We start from the raw sequence: 15,856 nt of genomic DNA, 5'->3' as shown, positions 1-15,856 counted from the left end.
TTCGTTATTGGACGGTTACGAAAAAGAGAGGAAAATACAGTCAAGATATGGTCACAAATTTAAAATTTTATAGTGAAATGAAATAAGAACAGGGCAAATCTATCAGGACAGTCAAATCTATTTCTAACAATGTTTTAAAAGTAGAGGTGTACTATTAGTTTCAATCTACTATACCATTATTTTCTCCGATTTCTTGATAGTTTATAAAAAAGCAGACCATCTAAGCCTGCTTTACGATTGATTCTTATATACATTTCCTATGAACAAGGAAATCCATTTCTGATAACTTATTCTTCATCCATGCTCAAGACGCTGAGGAAGGCTTCTTGAGGAACTTCTACTGATCCGATGGCTTTCATACGTTTCTTACCAGCTTTTTGTTTTTCAAGGAGTTTACGCTTACGAGAAACGTCACCACCATAACATTTAGCAAGTACGTTTTTACGAAGGGCCTTGATATCAGTACGAGCGACAATCTTGTGTCCAATAGCCGCTTGGATTGGAACTTCAAATTGTTGGCGAGGGATGATTTTCTTGAGTTTATCAACGATGAGTTTCCCACGTTCGTAGGCAAAGTCCTTGTGAACGATAAAGCTGAGGGCATCCACCTTGTCTCCGTTGAGAAGGATATCCATTTTCACTAGCTTAGATGGGCGATATTCTGACAATTCGTAGTCAAAACTTGCATAACCACGTGTCGAAGACTTAAGTTTATCAAAGAAGTCGAAGACGATTTCAGCCAGTGGAATTTGATAGATGACATTGACACGGTTATCATCAATATAGTCCATCGTCACAAAGTCACCACGCTTGCGCTGAGCTAATTCCATGACTGCTCCGACGAACTCCTGTGGTACCATGATTTGCGCCTTAACATATGGCTCCTCAATGGTCGCAATCTTAGTTGGATCTGGGAATTCAGACGGGTTGGACACATCCATAGACTCACCGTCGGTCAAATTAACCTTATAGATAACAGATGGAGCTGTCATGATGAGGTCGATGTTGAACTCACGTTCCAAACGTTCTTGGATAACATCCATATGGAGAAGGCCAAGAAATCCACAACGGAAACCAAATCCAAGTGCCTGAGATGTTTCTGGTTCAAACTGAAGACTAGCATCATTCAGTTGCAATTTTTCAAGGGCTTCACGCAGGTCATTGTACTTGTTTGACTCGATAGGATAGAGACCCGCAAAGACCATAGGATTCATCTGCTTGTAGCCATGTAATGGCTCTGTTGCAGGATTGGTTGCCAAGGTAACGGTATCCCCCACACGAGTATCCTGAACCGTCTTGATAGAAGCCGCAATATAACCAACATCACCAGTCGCAAGAAAATCACGACCAACTGCTTTGGGTGTAAAGATACCGACTTCGGTCACATCAAAGGTCTTGCCATTGCTCATGAGCTGAATCTTATCGCCAGGTTTGACCACCCCATCCATGACACGCACTTGAAGAATAACTCCACGGTAAGCATCGTAAACAGAGTCGAAAATCAAGGCTTTTAGTGGTGCCGTCACATCACCCGTTGGTGCTGGCACTTTTTCTACGATTTGCTCAAGAATTTCTTCAATCCCAATACCAGCCTTGGCAGATGCTAAGACTGCTTCACTGGCATCCAAACCAATGACATCTTCAATCTCCGTACGCACGCGCTCAGGGTCTGCAGCAGGCAGGTCAATTTTGTTAATAACAGGCATGATTTCCAAATCATTGTCCAAGGCCAGATAAACGTTGGCAAGAGTTTGAGCCTCAATCCCTTGGGCAGCATCAACCACCAAAATCGCCCCCTCACAGGCAGCGAGCGAACGTGAAACTTCATAGGTAAAGTCTACGTGTCCTGGTGTGTCAATCAAGTGAAAAATATAAGTTTCCCCATCTTTTGCAGTGTAATTGAGCTCTATGGCATTCAACTTAATGGTAATCCCACGTTCCCGCTCTAAATCCATACTATCCAAAAGTTGAGCTTGCATTTCACGACTGGAGACTGTCTCAGTTTTTTCCAAAATGCGGTCTGCTAGAGTTGATTTTCCGTGGTCAATATGGGCGATAATAGAGAAGTTACGGATCTTCTCCTGTCGTTTTTTCAATTCTTCTAAGTTCATGATTCTCTTCCTTTCAGGGTATCTATTTATTATAAATTGTTTTTGACATTTTGACAAGACCATCCCCTGCTAGGAGTACTAATCTTCAGCGACAAAGCCGTCATTCTCAATAAAGTGATGTTCTGTCATCCCTTGATCTGTAAAGACAATCCCGTGAAGGACACCACCATAGACAGCTCCTCCATCCATCCCAATCTTGCCATCTTCTGTAGTCCAAAGCTCAGCAGTACCTCGCTCTTGCTTTAACAAACCATAGACCGGTGTATGACCAAAGACAATGGTTTTTCCAGTATGATTTTCGGCTTCGTGGAATGGTTTTCTAAGCCATACTTTCTTGTAATCTGTAGTTTCATGCCAGTCGTCCAAGGTCAAATCAATACCTGCGTGAACGAAGATATACTTGTCTGTCTCTACCACAAATGGCATTTGACGAATAAATTTGACCAAGTCTGCCGCTTCAGTAGCAACACGCTTGGCATCCTCCACTCCGTCAACTGGTGCATCCAAGGGACGACCTAGGATAGAGTTAATAGTTGTATCTCCACTATTGCGACGATAGTGGTCATAGCTTTCTTCTGGATCATCTAGCCATGTCAAAAACATATACTCGTGGTTTCCTGACAAACAGATAGCCCCTTGATTATCCACCAAGTCCTTGACCATTTCAAGGACACGGCGACTATCTTCACCACGGTCAATCAAATCCCCTAGAAAGAGCAACTGGGTCTGACCATCCCAGGTTTTGAGAAGGTCTTCCAGCATCCCAGCTTTTCCGTGAACATCTCCAATTACATAATAGTCAGGCATCTTATTTCTCTCTGTTTCTCAACAATTCTCTGGCTTGCGTCAGGGCTGCTTCGGTCACATCATCACCTGCCAACATCTTAGCAACTTCCTCCACTCGCTCTTCGACTGTCAAGAGACGAACAGTCGAAACCGTTGAATGGTCATTACTAATCTTCTCAATAAAAAATTGATAATCCGCAATCGCAATTACTTGTGGCAAATGGGAGATAGCCAAAACCTGACCATGCTGACCAATTTTATGAATTTTCTGAGCAATAGCTTGAGCAACACGACCTGAAACTCCCGTATCCACCTCATCAAAGACAATGCTAGTCTTGCCTTCTTTACGTGAAAAGGCAGACTTAATGGCTAACATGAGACGAGATAATTCCCCTCCAGAAGCAACCTTAACCAAGGGTTTAAAGTCTTCTCCAGGGTTGGTTGAAATATAAAACTCAACCATTTCATTTCCCTCACGACTGAATTTGCCCTTACTAAAACGAACCTGAAACTGGGCTTTTTCCATATAAAGATCTTGCAGTTCTTGTTTAATCTCAGCTTCGAGTTGCTGAGCCAAATTATGACGAGCAGAAGCAAGTTGACCTGCCAAGCCGACAAGATTGACTTCCAATTTCTTAAGCTCTGCTTCCATGTACTCAGATGAAAGGTTATTGCCTGTCAAGAGATTATATTCTTCCGTAATCTTGGCAAAATAAAGCAAGACATCGTCTACAGTCCCACCGTACTTACGAGTAATAGTATGAAGGAGATCCAAACGATTCTCAACCTGCATGAGACGATTACCATCAAAATCAAGGTCCTCAATAATAGCTTCCAGACGCTTGCTAATATCTTCTAAAATATAGTAGGTCTCAGACAGTGAGCTTGAAATTTCACGGTATTCAGGGTCGTACTCTTCGACACTCTCCATATCATTCATGGCTGAACGAACATTGGCCAGACTTGAAAAGTCTTCATTGTCCAACATACTGTAGGCATTGGTCAACGTATCCGCAATATTTTTATGGTTGAGCATTTTATCTCGCTCTTGATTGAGAGCCAAATCTTCTCCAGCCTGCAAGTTTGCTGCCTCAATCTCTGCCATTTGAAATTCCAACATTTCGATACGTGCCTTGTGTTCCTGTTGGTTTTTCTTGACTTCCAGAACCTGCTTGCGCATTTTTCGATAGGCATCAAAACTTGTTTGATAGGTTTCTTTTAAGTCCCAAAAGGCTGTATCACCAAATTCATCCAGCATCTGGATATGCAGTTGGGGACGCATTAACTCTTCTTGATCATGCTGACCATGAATGTCCACCAGATGTTGCCCAATAGCACGCAAAACAGACAGATTAACCATCTGGCCATTGACACGACTAATACTCCGACCATTTTGCAAGATTTCCCGACGGATGATAATTTCATCACCCAATTCCAAACCTTGCTCATCAAAAATTTCCTGTAAAAGACGACTATTCTCAACTGAGAAAAGCCCCTCAATCTCTACCTTTGGTGCACCATGACGAATAACATCTGTCGTCGCACGAGCTCCCAACATCATATTCATGGCATCAATGATAATCGACTTCCCTGCACCCGTTTCACCAGTCAGGACTGTCATCCCCTTTTCAAAATGGAGGGAAATAGCCTCAATAATGGCAAAGTTTTTTATCGAAATTTCAAGTAACATATAGACCTACCATTTTTTTACTTGTTCAAAGATTTCCTCAGCTAGACTTTCACTTCTGGCCATGACTAAAATCGAACTATCATCAGCCAAACAGCTGAAAATCTTATCCGCAAAAGTCTCAATTAACTGAGCTTTTACAAAAGCCGTATTTCCTGGAATAACTTGGAGATTGATCATCTTGTCCATCAATTGAGCCGATTCGATATTATATTCAGCTAGTTGCAAACTTTTTACGATTGATTTTGGCAATTCATAGACATAGGTGTTATCTCTCAAAGGAATTTTGACAATGCCTAGCTCTTTGATATCACGTGATACTGTCGCCTGAGTGGCAGTGATGCCTGCCTCTTTCAAATGTTCTACAATTTCTTCTTGTGTACCGATTTGATAATCTGTCACAAATCGTCTAATTTTTTCAAGTCTCTCTTTTTTATTCATTTTTAAATTGACTATGCGCCCTTTCTACTATTTCTTCAATCTCAGCAAGAACCTGATTGCTTGCTGCCTCTTCTTTTTTCAAATACGCTAAAAACTCGATATTTCCATGTCCACCTTGGATGGGAGAAAAATCCAATCCAAGGACTGAAAAGCCTTCCTCTACTGCCATAGCTGTGACAGATTCAAGGACATGTTGATGCACCTTGGCATCACGAATAATTCCATTTTTCCCAATTTGCTCACGTCCTGCTTCAAACTGGGGCTTAACCAAAGCCACAACCTGACCTTGATTAGCCAATACTCGGTGCAAGGCTGGCAAAATCAGACTGAGGGAAATGAAACTCACGTCAATGCTGGCAAAACTCGGTTCCTGCTCGAAATCAGTTTTTTCAGCATATCGGAAATTGAACTGCTCCATACTGACAACTCGTGGGTCTTGGCGTAATTTCCAAGCCAATTGATTGGTGCCGACATCGACTGCATAAACTAACTCAGCACCATTCTGCAACATAACATCGGTAAATCCTCCAGTAGAAGCCCCAATATCAATCGTTGTTGCCCCATCCACTGACAAATCAAAGACCTGCAAGGCCTTTTCCAGTTTCAAGCCACCACGGCTGACATACTTGAGTTTTTCACCCTTAAGTTTTAGCTCGGTGTCGTCTGGGATTTTCTCTCCTGGTTTGTCAAATCGTTCTCCGTTCAGGACTGCAACGACTAGTCCAGCCATGACGCCGCGTTTGGCTTGTTCTCGCGTTTCAAACAAGCCCTGTTTATAAGCTAGTACATCCACTCTTTCCTTAGCCATTGATTCTCAAACTTTCTACTACACTTACAATTGATTCTGTTTCAAAGGGAACCTGCTGGGCAATGTCGTCTAATTTGGCATTGGCTTGATCCAGAGTTTGGTTACAAAAGGCAATAGCTTCTTCCAAGCCCAACAAAGCAGGATAGGTTGATTTTTCAGCCTGCAGGTCCTTTTGAGGTGTCTTGCCGATCTCCTCAAAACTGGCAGTCACATCCAGTACATCATCTCTGACCTGAAAAGCAAGTCCAATCAATTCACCCACAGTTTTCAGCTTTGCCTGCATTTCAGGTGACAATTCTGCTAGGATAGCAGCTGCTTGGAAGGGATAGGCTAGCAGTTTTCCAGTCTTATTAGCATGAATGGTCTGGAGTTCTTCCAAAGACAAGTGCTGGTGTTCGCCTTCCATATCCAAAACCTGGCCTGCTACCATACCCAGACTACCTGAAGCAAGGGATAAGTTGGCAATCAAGTCTACCTTAATCTGACTTGGCAAATCTGCCTGCGCTATCAAGGCGTAAGGATCTAGGAATAAAGCATCTCCTGCCAAAATGGCCATAGCTTCACCAAATTTCTTATGATTGGTCAAGCGTCCCCGACGGTAATCATCATCATCCATAGCAGGAAGGTCATCGTGAATCAAACTCCCTGTATGAATCATTTCCAAGGCCGCGGCCACCTGCGCGTGAGCTGGTTTAATAGCCACCTGCAAGGCTTCCAGAACTTCCAACAAGAGAAAAGGTCGAATACGCTTGCCACCAGCATGAATGGAATAGAGAACAGACTCTCGCAAACTAGAGGCAAACTGCTGGCCTCCATAAAAGTCTTCCAAGGCTGACTCGACAAGAGCTAATTTTTCTTGCTTCTTCATTCAAAATCACTTTCTGTTCCGTCTTCTTGCATGACCTTGACCAAGGTCTTTTCAGCCTTGTCCAGCGTCGCTTGGAGTTCTTTAGACAAGACCATGCCCTTTTGAAAGGCAGCAATCGCATCTTCTAAAGCAATTTCACCATTTTCCAAACTTTGGACAATGGTCTCCAGTTCTGCTAGATTTTCCTCAAATTTCTTTTGTTTTGACATCTTTAACCTCTAATTCTACTTGACCATCTCGCATCAAAAGCGTTACTTGGTCTTTTTTCTTCAAACTCTCAACCGAATCTACAACGGACTCTTCTTTTTTGACAATAGCATAACCACGCGCCACGATGCGACTGGCATCCAACATCAACAAGGCTTCTGAAAGTCTCTTGACTTCAGCAACCCTGGCATCATAAACCAGCGTCATTTGACTACGGAGGAGCTTATCCAACTGGCCTAGACGGTCTTGATAGCGTTGGATTTTGGTAACAGGTGATAATTGAACCAGTTGATGCGTCCTTGCTTGGACTAATTGCTTGTTATCAGAAATCCGTGTTCGCAAACTTTGTTTCAAACGCAATTGCAGTTGATCCAAGCGTTGCATATAGCCATCATACAAACGTTCTGGTTGTCTAAAGATAACAGACTGACTGCATTTTTTCAAAGCTTCTTGTTTCTTAGATAGGACATTTCGGACTGCTGTTGCCATCCGTTTTTCTTGATTTTGCAAATGAGCTAATAGATCCAACTTGGTCACAGGTGTTGCCAGTTCAGCCGCCGCTGTTGGCGTTGCAGCGCGTCGATCTGCCACAAAATCTGCCAAGGTCACATCCGTCTCATGTCCCACACTAGAGATAACTGGTAAACGAGACTCAAAAATAGCTCGTACCACAATTTCTTCGTTAAAGGCCCAGAGATCCTCTATGGAACCGCCACCACGACCAATAATGAGCAAATCCAAATCGTCCCCTTGATTAGCTCGCACAATATTTCGAGCAATTTCCTCCGCAGAGCCTTCACCTTGAACCTTAGTTGGATAAAGAAAGATGTCAACACCTGGGAATCGCCTGCTGACGGTCGTGATAATATCTCGAATCACGGCTCCACTGCGACTGGTTACTACACCAATCCTCTTAGAAAATTGGGGCAACGGTTGCTTGAAGCGTTCTTGAAACAGGCCTTCCTCTGTCAATTTTTTCTTGAGTTGTTCAAACTGAATCGCAAGCGCCCCAACCCCATCAGGCTCAGCCTTTTCAATGATGATGGAGTAGCTACCGCTTGGTTCATAGACCTGTACACGCCCAATCACATTGATCTTCATTCCTTCTTCCAGGTCGAAGCCTAATTTCTGATAAACCCCAGACCAGATGGTCGCTTGAATAACTGCATGGTCATCTTTTAGGGAGAAATATTGGTGAGTAGGTCGTTTACGAAAGTTGGAAACTTGACCAGTTAAATAGACCCGTTCCAAGTATGGGTCTTTATCGAATTTCATTTTCAGATACTTGGTCAAAGTTGTTACCGATAAATACTTTTCCATCTCCACCTACTATTCATTTTCTTGCTCTTTCATGGGTATTATTATACCAAAAATATGCCTAAAAATCTCCATTTATGTACCATTATGAGGGGAAAATAGAAAAAGGAGGCAAGGCCTCCAATTCTGTTTATTTGCTATTTCGAGCTTCTTCCAAAATCTTAGCAATCTTGGTCGTCAACAGGTCGATAGCTACTGTATTGCTGACTCCCTCAGGAATGACGATATCAGCATAACGCTTAGTCGGCTCGATAAACTGATGGTACATGGGTTTAACCACACCTAGATACTGGTCAATAACGCTATCAAGGCTACGGCCACGTTCTTCCATATCGCGCTTGATACGACGAATAATGCGCACATCGTCATCCGTATCCACAAAAATCTTGATATCCATCAAATCGCGCAAACGCTTGTCTTCCAAGACCAAAATCCCCTCAACGATAAAGACATCTTGAGGCTCTTGACGATAGGTCTTGCTGCTCCGTGTATGTTCAGTATAGTCATAAGTCGGAATGTCCACCGGACGCCCTGCCAACAATTCCTTCATCTGCTCAATCATCAAGTCTGTATCAAAGGCAAATGGATGGTCATAGTTGGTTTTGATACGCTCTTCAAAGGTCAAATGAGACTGATCCTTGTAGTATGAATCATGCTCAATCATGGAAATCTTTTCATCAAGAAAATGCGATAAAATGGCTCTTGAAACACTGGTTTTACCACCACCAGAACCACCTGTCACTCCAATAATGATTGGTCTATTTTGCATGCTATCCTCCGTTATTTTATCCGTCGTCTATTCTATCACATTTTTTACAAAATTTATAGTCTCATCAGCAAAAAACACCAGAGTCTTCCCTCTGATGTTCGATAGTTTTAACGAAAGCCCTGTAGGGTTTGAGCAAGCATCTGCAAGAAAGCCAGTCTCCCTCTTTCCTGGCTAGGAGCTTTGGCAATCCATAAACCAAAATCAATGACAGACTTAGGTGCCTGGTAATGATGCGTCATGAGGTAAAGCGACAACCCTTGACTCAAATTGGCCATGACCGATTGGTATTTTTCATTTCTGTCTAAATTTTGTATAGCAAGACGAAACAGGTGACTCAACTCACTATTTTCATTTATTTCTTTTTGTTGAAGAAGTTGCTCCACCCTTTCTCGAAACTCATTTTGCATCATGGAATTATCACACCAAATCCTGGTCTAGGTGCCCATGGACCATAATTAATCCAGCCATTGACTATTACACTTCCCGTGTACCCCCAAAACTTTCCAGGATTGATACTGCATTTTGCTCGACCTTTAACGTCTACACAATATATTCCTGGGCCTAAGTTCCCACCAGAACCTGTAATGGACTCTAAATATTTATCTGAAAGAATTTTAAGTTGCTTCATTTCACACCTCTAAATTTCTATATAGATTATTTGAGTATCTACAACTCGCAACAATTGGAATATTATAATTCCCAAAACTATTCTACTATTAGTATGGGGTTTTATCAAGCAATTGTTATCTATCACCCGATTTTTATTCCTAAAGGATCTAGCTAAAAACCTTCCTTGGCTTATAGAGATTGCCTCGTTTTTCTAGAATGGCTAACAATTTATCATCTTCAAAGGCAGCCAGTTCTTTGTCCGTTTGGTCTAGCTCAATAAAACGACCAAAGCGAACTTCTGTAGCTTCTTCTGGACTTAGGAAAACTTTGACAAGATCACCTGTCCCAATCTCTAAAGGATGGAGAAAATCTAATTGCCCAGCCTCTACTTTTTCAGCAATTTCCTCCAAGGTCAGTGCGTCTTCTAATTGTAAGCCAGCAGCACTAGTCCGTGTCAGGTGTGACATATGAGCCGCATAACCAAGCTTTTCACCCAAATCAACTGACAAAGTACGGATGTAAGTCCCTTTACTGCATTTTACACGAAAAGTAAAGCGTGCAAGGTAATCATCATAAGAAATCGGACTTGTTCGATCAAATTGATAAATAGTCACCTGACGTTCTGGACGCTCCACTTCCTGACCAGCACGCGCATACTCATAGAGCTTGCGACCATTAACCTTAACTGCCGAGTACATAGGCGGAATCTGACTAATAGGTCCAGTCAAGCTCGCAATCGCTTCATCAACAATGGTTTCATCTAAAGGTGACAAAACAGGCGTCTCTGCGACAACTTCCCCACTAGCATCCTCGGTCGTCGTTGAATAGCCCAGAGTGATTTCCCCCTCATAGACCTTGCCCTCGTCCTGCATAAACTCGACCATGCGGGTCGCCTTGCCAACCGCAATGGGCAAAACACCCACTACATCTGGATCCAAGGTCCCACCATGACCAATTTTCTTGGTGCCCAAAATCTTACGCAGTTTAAAAACCGCATCATGCGAGGTCATTCCTGCTTCTTTTTTTAAGTTGATAATACCGTTCATTTTTGCTTTCTACTCCCCCTTCAATGCTTCAAATTTCGCTTTCATGGTTGGATTTTTCCGGGTCAATTTTTTAACAGAGACATCTTCCAATTTGTTGTTAGCTAAACGGAGTTGGTTTTCAGATGTGGTCAGGAATTTCTTAACCTCTTCCATGCGTTTGATGGCCTTGTCGATTTCATCAATAGCTTTTCCAAAGTTGGTCGAAGCTGAATTATAGTTCTTAGCAAAAGCTAGTTTAAAAGCATCCAAGTCTTCCTCAAAATGTGTAATGTCGATATTTTGCTCGCGAACAAGCGCTAACTCCTGCTTGTATTTTAAAGAATTAAGAGCCGCATTACGTAAGAGCCCAATCAACTGAATAAAGAATTGAGGACGAACCACATACATCTTTTCATACTCGTGACTGACGTCAACAATCCCTGTGTTAAAGTAGTCATTATCGGCCTCAAGCATGGTCACTAAAACGGCATATTCACAGTTCTTCTCCCGACGGTCCTTGTCCAATTCCTTGTAAAAATCTGCATTCTTATGCTTTTTCTCTGTTCCGTCAGCTTCATTCTTCATCTCAAACATAATGGAGATAATCTCTACCTCATTTTCATCACACTCACGGAAGATGAAGTCTCCCTTAGACCCACGCGCAGAGACTTTGTTATCCTTCTCAAAGTAGGCATTTGGAAAGGCGAAACTACGGACCTTGTTAAACTCACTCTCTGCATACTGTTCTAGGCTTTCCCCAATGGCTTTTGTAGATTGTTGAGCCTTAAAATTCTTATAAAACTCGACTTGTTCACTAGCTGCTTTAAGCTGGGCTTCATAGTTTTGCTTAACAGAAGCCAAAGACAACTCATTTTCCTTTTCTTGCAAGAGGAGCTGATTTTTGACCTGAACATGTTCTTTTTCTAGGTCAGAAAGGGTCTTTTGCAGTTGATTTTCATGCTCTAAACGCAAAGTGGCCAATTGGTTCTCCAAAGCCTGTACTTCCTTGTCCTTAGCCAAGAGGGCCTGATGGCTTGTCTCTTCAACTTCTTTCTTGGCCAATTCTTTTTCTGTATCAAAGTTTTGGATCTGACTCTGTAATTGCGCAATTTCTTGATCCTTCTGAGCCAGTTTAGTCTGTTGCTCATTCATAGCCTTTTGCTCAGCCAAGGCCAGTTCTTGCCTCATCCTATCGTGTAGTTCCTTATCAAACTCTGCCGTTCTCACTTGGGACAAAAGTTCAGCATACTGGCTTTCATTTACTGTAAAGACTTCCCCACAGTTGGGACATTTGATTTCGTTCATATCGTTCCTCTTTCTAGACTTCTTTATCCATTATATCATGCCTGAAGGAAAATCAAAAACAGCGAGTCGAAACCCACTGTTTATCTTCTTTTACTTTAAATTTTCTCCAAGGCCAAGCGCAAGTCTTCAATCAAATCATCTACATTTTCAAGTCCGATTGACAAACGAATTTGGTTTGGTGTGACACCTGCCGCTTCTAGGTCTTTTTCTGACAATTGACCATGAGTGGTTGTTGCTGGATGGACAACAAGCGATTTAGCATCTGCCACGTTTGCAAGATCAGAAAAGATTTCTAAATGATCAATGACCTTGCGGCCTTCTGCCTCCCCACCTTTGACATGGAAGGTAAAGATGGAGCCGAAACCTTTTGGCAAGTATAGTAGATTGAAACTAGAATAGTACACATATACTTCTAAAACATTGTTAGAAATCGATTTGACTGTCCTGATCGATTCGTCCTATTCTTATTTCATTTTACTATATTTTTATGAAAATCTTAAAAAAATCAGTGAAATTCTGAATTTCACTGATTTGTATTAATAAAATTGTTTATATGGTTGATTGAAAGCTGTTAGGATTTCATCAGATGTTTGTGAATAATCTTTTGTTTCTTTCAAATCACCTTTGACAATAATACGTTCTGTAGCAGCAAGGTCTTCACAGGTTACTAATGTGATTTCATTGACCCCTTCTCTATCATCAACCTCATCAACACGATCCGGTGTCACACGTTTGACTTCACGTATTTCATAAGTATAAACTTTATTTTTATCGGTTAGATAAATCTTCATGCCATTTTTAGCATTATCTAAAGGAGAAAATAACATTTTATTAGCATTATCAACACCAAAGATATGGTGACTAGCTAGACTATAATTTCCTTCCCCCATTACTTGCTCGCGTTTCATTGTACCAGCTCCGTAGAAGAGATTAACATTATCAAGTCCTTTAAAAATCGGCAAATTCATTTCCAATTCAGGAATTGCAATTCCCCCAATAACTGGTAATTTTTGAGCATCCCATTGAGAAGTTAGAACAGCTTCCGAAGAGATAGCTTTGACAGAATCAAAGTCAAAATTGCCTTCTGTATCCTGATTTTCTTCTAATTTTTCTTTTGATACCTGGCTAACTTGATACTTATTGGTATTCCAGACTATGAAAATATTTCGAATTTGCGCATTAAAAATCAAAGCCAGTGACAGTAATATCAGAAATCCTGCTAGGATATTTGTCAGCAGATTTTTTCGCTTGTTTTTCTTTTTATTATTTTTATGAGACATTATTCTTCACCTTCTGTTTCATTTTCTGTCCCAACCTCTTCTTTTTCTGCCACCGCAACCGTTGTGAAAGTCACTATCTGAGCATCTTGATCCAGGCGCATTACTTTAACTCCCATAGTTGCACGTCCTGTTTGTGAAATATTGGCAAGATTGGTTCGAATCATGACACCTGTATCAGTGATAATCATCAAATCCTCATCCCCTTGAACAGTCATAAGACCGGCCAGCAAGCCATTTTTTTCGGTAATTTTAGCTGTCTGCATTCCCTTACCACCACGACCTTTTGTTGGGTATTCAGTAGCGACTGTACGCTTACCATATCCTTTTTCTGTGATAATAAGAACCTCATCTTGATCAGTAATCAAGCTGGCACCAACAACTGTGTCTCCTTCACGAAGGTTAACACCTTTCACACCAGTGGCGATACGACTCATACCACGAACGGCTGATTGATTAAAGCGAACTGCATAACCAAACTTGGTACCAATGATAATATCCATATCTCCTTCCGCCAACAAGACATTGATTAACTCATCTTCATCCTTTAAATTCAGCGCTTTGAGACCATTTTGACGAATATTGGCAAATTCCTTAACACTGGTTCTCTTCACAATACCGTGACGGGTTGTAAAGAAGAGATAAGCATCATCACTGCGATCAGACTCAACATTGATAACCGTCTGAATATTTTCGTCTTCATCCAATTTCAAGAGATTGACTACTGGTAGCCCTTTGGCAGTCCGACCATACTCAGGAATTTCATAACCTTTCAAACGATAAACTCGTCCTTTATTTGTGAAGAAGAGCAGATGATCATGGGTGCTAGTTGACACTAACTCACGAACAAAGTCATCATCTTTCACTCCTGTTCCTTGGACACCACGACCTCCACGTTTTTGAGCAGTAAATTCAGCTTGGTCCAGACGTTTAATGTATCCTTTGTTAGAAAGGGTAATTAAGACATCCGATTCTTCAATCAAGTCCTCATCCTCGAGACTCAAGACCTGTCCAACCATCAACTCTGTACGGCGTTTATCGGAAAATTTACGTTTAACTTCATCCAATTCGTCTTTGATGATTTGAGAAACACGTTCAGGCTTAGCAAGAATATCCGCTAAGTCCGCAATCAGAGCCAAGAGGTCATCATACTCAGATTGAATCTTATCGCGTTCCAAACCTGTCAAACGACGAAGACGCATGTCTAGGATGGCCTGACTTTGACGTTCAGAAAGCTTAAACTTACTCATCAACTCAGCTTGTGCTTCCGCATCCGTTTCACTAGCACGAATGATACGAATCACTTCGTCGATATGGTCTAGCGCAATCAAGAGACCTTCTAAGATATGAGCGCGCGCTTCCGCTTTTTCCTTATCAAAACGTGTACGACGAACAACTACTTCTTTTTGGTGCTCGATATAAGCATCCAAAATCTGACGAAGAGACAAAATTTTCGGTATACCATTTTGGATAGCCAGCATATTGAAACCAAAGTTGGTTTGCATCTGGGTCATCTTGAAAAGATTATTGAGGATAACATTGGCTGACGCATCACGCTTGACTTCAATAACAAATCGAACACCCTCACGGTTTGACTCATCACGTACTGCTGTAATCCCCTCAATGCGTTTTTCCTGAACCAAGCGAACAATATGCTCATGCACCTTGGTTTTGTTGACCATATAAGGAAATTCTGTTACAACAATGCGCTCACGGCCAGTCTTAGTTTCTTCGATTTCGGTACGAGAACGTAGGACAATCGAACCTTTACCTGTTTCATAAGCCTTGTGGATACCTGATTTCCCCATGACAAGGGCACCTGTTGGAAAATCTGGACCAGGCAAGACTTCCATCAATTCCTTGGTAGTCACTTCAGGATTATCCATGACCAACTTCACTGCATCAATGGTTTCACCTAGATTATGAGGTGGAATATTGGTTGCCATCCCAACCGCGATACCAGTTGCTCCATTAACCAAAAGGTTTGGAAAACGCGCTGGCAAGACCAAGGGTTCCCGTTCGTTGGCATCATAGTTATCAACGAAATCAACTGTATTTTTGTTGATATCACGAAGCATTTCCAGAGCAATCTTGCTCATACGTGCCTCGGTATAACGTTGAGCGGCAGCACTATCTCCATCCATGGAACCAAAATTCCCATGACCATCTACAAGCATGTAACGGTAACTCCACCATTGAGCCATACGGACCATGGCTTCATAGATAGAGGAATCCCCGTGTGGGTGGTATTTACCCATGACATCCCCTGTAATACGAGCAGATTTTTTATGGGGTTTGTCTGGAGTAACACCCAATTCATTCATTCCGTAGAGAATGCGACGGTGAACAGGTTTTAAGCCATCTCGAACATCAGGAAGAGCTCGCGCTACGATAACACTCATGGCGTAGTCGATAAAGCTAGCCTTCATCTCCTTTGTCAGATTGACATTCACTAAATTTTTATCCTGCATTAATAAATGCCTCATTTCACAATTAGTAAGTAACAACATTATACCATAAATTCCCATCTATTTCAGCCTCTAAACCACTAAAACGTTTACATAGAGAACTATACGGCATATTCGTGACAAAGTTTTTTAAAAGTGATAGAATGAAGTTGTCTAGGGAAAATCCCCTAATAAAATT

15 protein-coding genes and 1 pseudogene are annotated in these 15,856 nt (G+C 41.7%); all 16 read right to left on the bottom strand.

The features are described from left to right. Nucleotides 1-287: 287 nt before the first annotated feature. A complete protein-coding gene (lepA, locus tag HT703_RS02440; RefSeq protein WP_001047210.1) occupies nt 288-2,111 on the bottom strand; it encodes a translation elongation factor 4 in 1,824 nt (607 codons plus the stop codon). A 78-nt stretch (nt 2,112-2,189) separates the two neighbouring features. Next, nucleotides 2,190-2,918, bottom strand: coding sequence for a metallophosphoesterase family protein (locus HT703_RS02435; protein WP_101514681.1), 729 nt, complete (start codon nt 2,916-2,918; stop codon nt 2,190-2,192). A gap of 1 nt (nt 2,919) precedes the next feature. Further along, the gene (recN, locus tag HT703_RS02430; RefSeq protein ID WP_101514682.1) at nt 2,920-4,587 is read right to left on the bottom strand and encodes a DNA repair protein RecN; all 1,668 of its coding nucleotides are present in this window, start codon (nt 4,585-4,587) and stop codon (nt 2,920-2,922) included. A gap of 6 nt (nt 4,588-4,593) precedes the next feature. Further along, on the bottom strand, nt 4,594-5,025 hold the full coding sequence (locus HT703_RS02425; RefSeq protein WP_001034403.1) for an arginine repressor: 432 nt from the start codon (nt 5,023-5,025) through the stop codon (nt 4,594-4,596). Beyond that, on the bottom strand, nt 5,018-5,833 hold the full coding sequence (locus HT703_RS02420; protein WP_138701152.1) for a TlyA family RNA methyltransferase: 816 nt from the start codon (nt 5,831-5,833) through the stop codon (nt 5,018-5,020). The genes HT703_RS02425 and HT703_RS02420 overlap by 8 nt, the downstream gene beginning before the upstream one ends. Next, complete coding sequence (locus HT703_RS02415) at nt 5,826-6,701, bottom strand: polyprenyl synthetase family protein (protein WP_138701151.1); 876 nt, start codon at nt 6,699-6,701, stop codon at nt 5,826-5,828. The genes HT703_RS02420 and HT703_RS02415 overlap by 8 nt, the downstream gene beginning before the upstream one ends. Further along, nucleotides 6,698-6,910 (bottom strand): exodeoxyribonuclease VII small subunit, encoded by a 213-nt coding sequence (locus HT703_RS02410; protein ID WP_000043226.1) that lies wholly within the window; start codon nt 6,908-6,910, stop codon nt 6,698-6,700. Before HT703_RS02410 ends, HT703_RS02415 begins: the two co-directional genes overlap by 4 nt. After that, nucleotides 6,888-8,228: an exodeoxyribonuclease VII large subunit gene (xseA, locus tag HT703_RS02405; protein ID WP_138701150.1), complete on the bottom strand. Its 1,341-nt coding sequence runs from the start codon at nt 8,226-8,228 to the stop codon at nt 6,888-6,890. The genes HT703_RS02410 and xseA overlap by 23 nt, the downstream gene beginning before the upstream one ends. Before the next feature lie 127 nt (nt 8,229-8,355). Further along, entirely contained in the window at nt 8,356-8,994 is a 639-nt protein-coding gene (gene udk, locus HT703_RS02400) for a uridine kinase (RefSeq protein ID WP_001181364.1), read from the bottom strand. A gap of 107 nt (nt 8,995-9,101) precedes the next feature. After that, complete coding sequence (locus tag HT703_RS02395) at nt 9,102-9,404, bottom strand: bacteriocin immunity protein (RefSeq protein WP_000983427.1); 303 nt, start codon at nt 9,402-9,404, stop codon at nt 9,102-9,104. Continuing rightward, nucleotides 9,401-9,622, bottom strand: coding sequence for a bacteriocin (locus tag HT703_RS02390; protein WP_172929907.1), 222 nt, complete (start codon nt 9,620-9,622; stop codon nt 9,401-9,403). The genes HT703_RS02395 and HT703_RS02390 overlap by 4 nt, the downstream gene beginning before the upstream one ends. Before the next feature lie 148 nt (nt 9,623-9,770). Then, the gene (gene truB, locus HT703_RS02385) at nt 9,771-10,649 is read right to left on the bottom strand and encodes a tRNA pseudouridine(55) synthase TruB (protein WP_100127782.1); all 879 of its coding nucleotides are present in this window, start codon (nt 10,647-10,649) and stop codon (nt 9,771-9,773) included. Between the two features lie 9 nt (nt 10,650-10,658). Continuing rightward, nucleotides 10,659-11,933 (bottom strand): DUF2130 domain-containing protein, encoded by a 1,275-nt coding sequence (locus tag HT703_RS02380; protein ID WP_138704433.1) that lies wholly within the window; start codon nt 11,931-11,933, stop codon nt 10,659-10,661. 95 nt (nt 11,934-12,028) lie between these two features. Next, nucleotides 12,029-12,310: pseudogene (locus HT703_RS02375) on the bottom strand (PLP-dependent transferase); the annotation flags it as partial. A gap of 159 nt (nt 12,311-12,469) precedes the next feature. After that, entirely contained in the window at nt 12,470-13,213 is a 744-nt protein-coding gene (gene srtA / locus HT703_RS02370) for a sortase SrtA (protein ID WP_000018518.1), read from the bottom strand. Further along, entirely contained in the window at nt 13,213-15,681 is a 2,469-nt protein-coding gene (gyrA, locus tag HT703_RS02365; protein ID WP_001153001.1) for a DNA gyrase subunit A, read from the bottom strand. Before gyrA ends, srtA begins: the two co-directional genes overlap by 1 nt. Nucleotides 15,682-15,856 lie beyond the last annotated feature (175 nt).

This window comes from Streptococcus sp. 3874 (genome assembly GCF_013276425.1).
GTDB classification, from domain to species: Bacteria; Bacillota; Bacilli; order Lactobacillales; family Streptococcaceae; genus Streptococcus; species Streptococcus pseudopneumoniae.
The sequence above is the reverse complement of the archived record's forward strand: the minus strand, read 5'-3'. Positions and strand labels throughout refer to the sequence as shown.

Bases quoted from the DNA above. Each gene is read 5' to 3' on its own strand.
- srtA (WP_000018518.1), bottom strand. From the start codon at position 13,213: ATGTCTCATAAAAATAATAAAAAGAAAAACAAGCGAAAAAATCTGCTG.
- HT703_RS02380 (WP_138704433.1), bottom strand. From the start codon at position 11,933: ATGAACGAAATCAAATGTCCCAACTGTGGGGAAGTCTTTACAGTAAAT.
- recN (WP_101514682.1), bottom strand. From the start codon at position 4,587: ATGTTACTTGAAATTTCGATAAAAAACTTTGCCATTATTGAGGCTATT.
- HT703_RS02410 (WP_000043226.1), bottom strand. From the start codon at position 6,910: ATGTCAAAACAAAAGAAATTTGAGGAAAATCTAGCAGAACTGGAGACC.
- gyrA (WP_001153001.1), bottom strand. From the start codon at position 15,681: ATGCAGGATAAAAATTTAGTGAATGTCAATCTGACAAAGGAGATGAAG.
- truB (WP_100127782.1), bottom strand. From the start codon at position 10,649: ATGAACGGTATTATCAACTTAAAAAAAGAAGCAGGAATGACCTCGCAT.
- HT703_RS02395 (WP_000983427.1), bottom strand. From the start codon at position 9,404: ATGATGCAAAATGAGTTTCGAGAAAGGGTGGAGCAACTTCTTCAACAA.
- udk (WP_001181364.1), bottom strand. From the start codon at position 8,994: ATGCAAAATAGACCAATCATTATTGGAGTGACAGGTGGTTCTGGTGGT.
- HT703_RS02435 (WP_101514681.1), bottom strand. From the start codon at position 2,918: ATGCCTGACTATTATGTAATTGGAGATGTTCACGGAAAAGCTGGGATG.
- HT703_RS02420 (WP_138701152.1), bottom strand. From the start codon at position 5,833: ATGGCTAAGGAAAGAGTGGATGTACTAGCTTATAAACAGGGCTTGTTT.
- xseA (WP_138701150.1), bottom strand. From the start codon at position 8,228: ATGGAAAAGTATTTATCGGTAACAACTTTGACCAAGTATCTGAAAATG.
- lepA (WP_001047210.1), bottom strand. From the start codon at position 2,111: ATGAACTTAGAAGAATTGAAAAAACGACAGGAGAAGATCCGTAACTTC.
- HT703_RS02425 (WP_001034403.1), bottom strand. From the start codon at position 5,025: ATGAATAAAAAAGAGAGACTTGAAAAAATTAGACGATTTGTGACAGAT.
- HT703_RS02415 (WP_138701151.1), bottom strand. From the start codon at position 6,701: ATGAAGAAGCAAGAAAAATTAGCTCTTGTCGAGTCAGCCTTGGAAGAC.
- HT703_RS02390 (WP_172929907.1), bottom strand. From the start codon at position 9,622: ATGAAGCAACTTAAAATTCTTTCAGATAAATATTTAGAGTCCATTACA.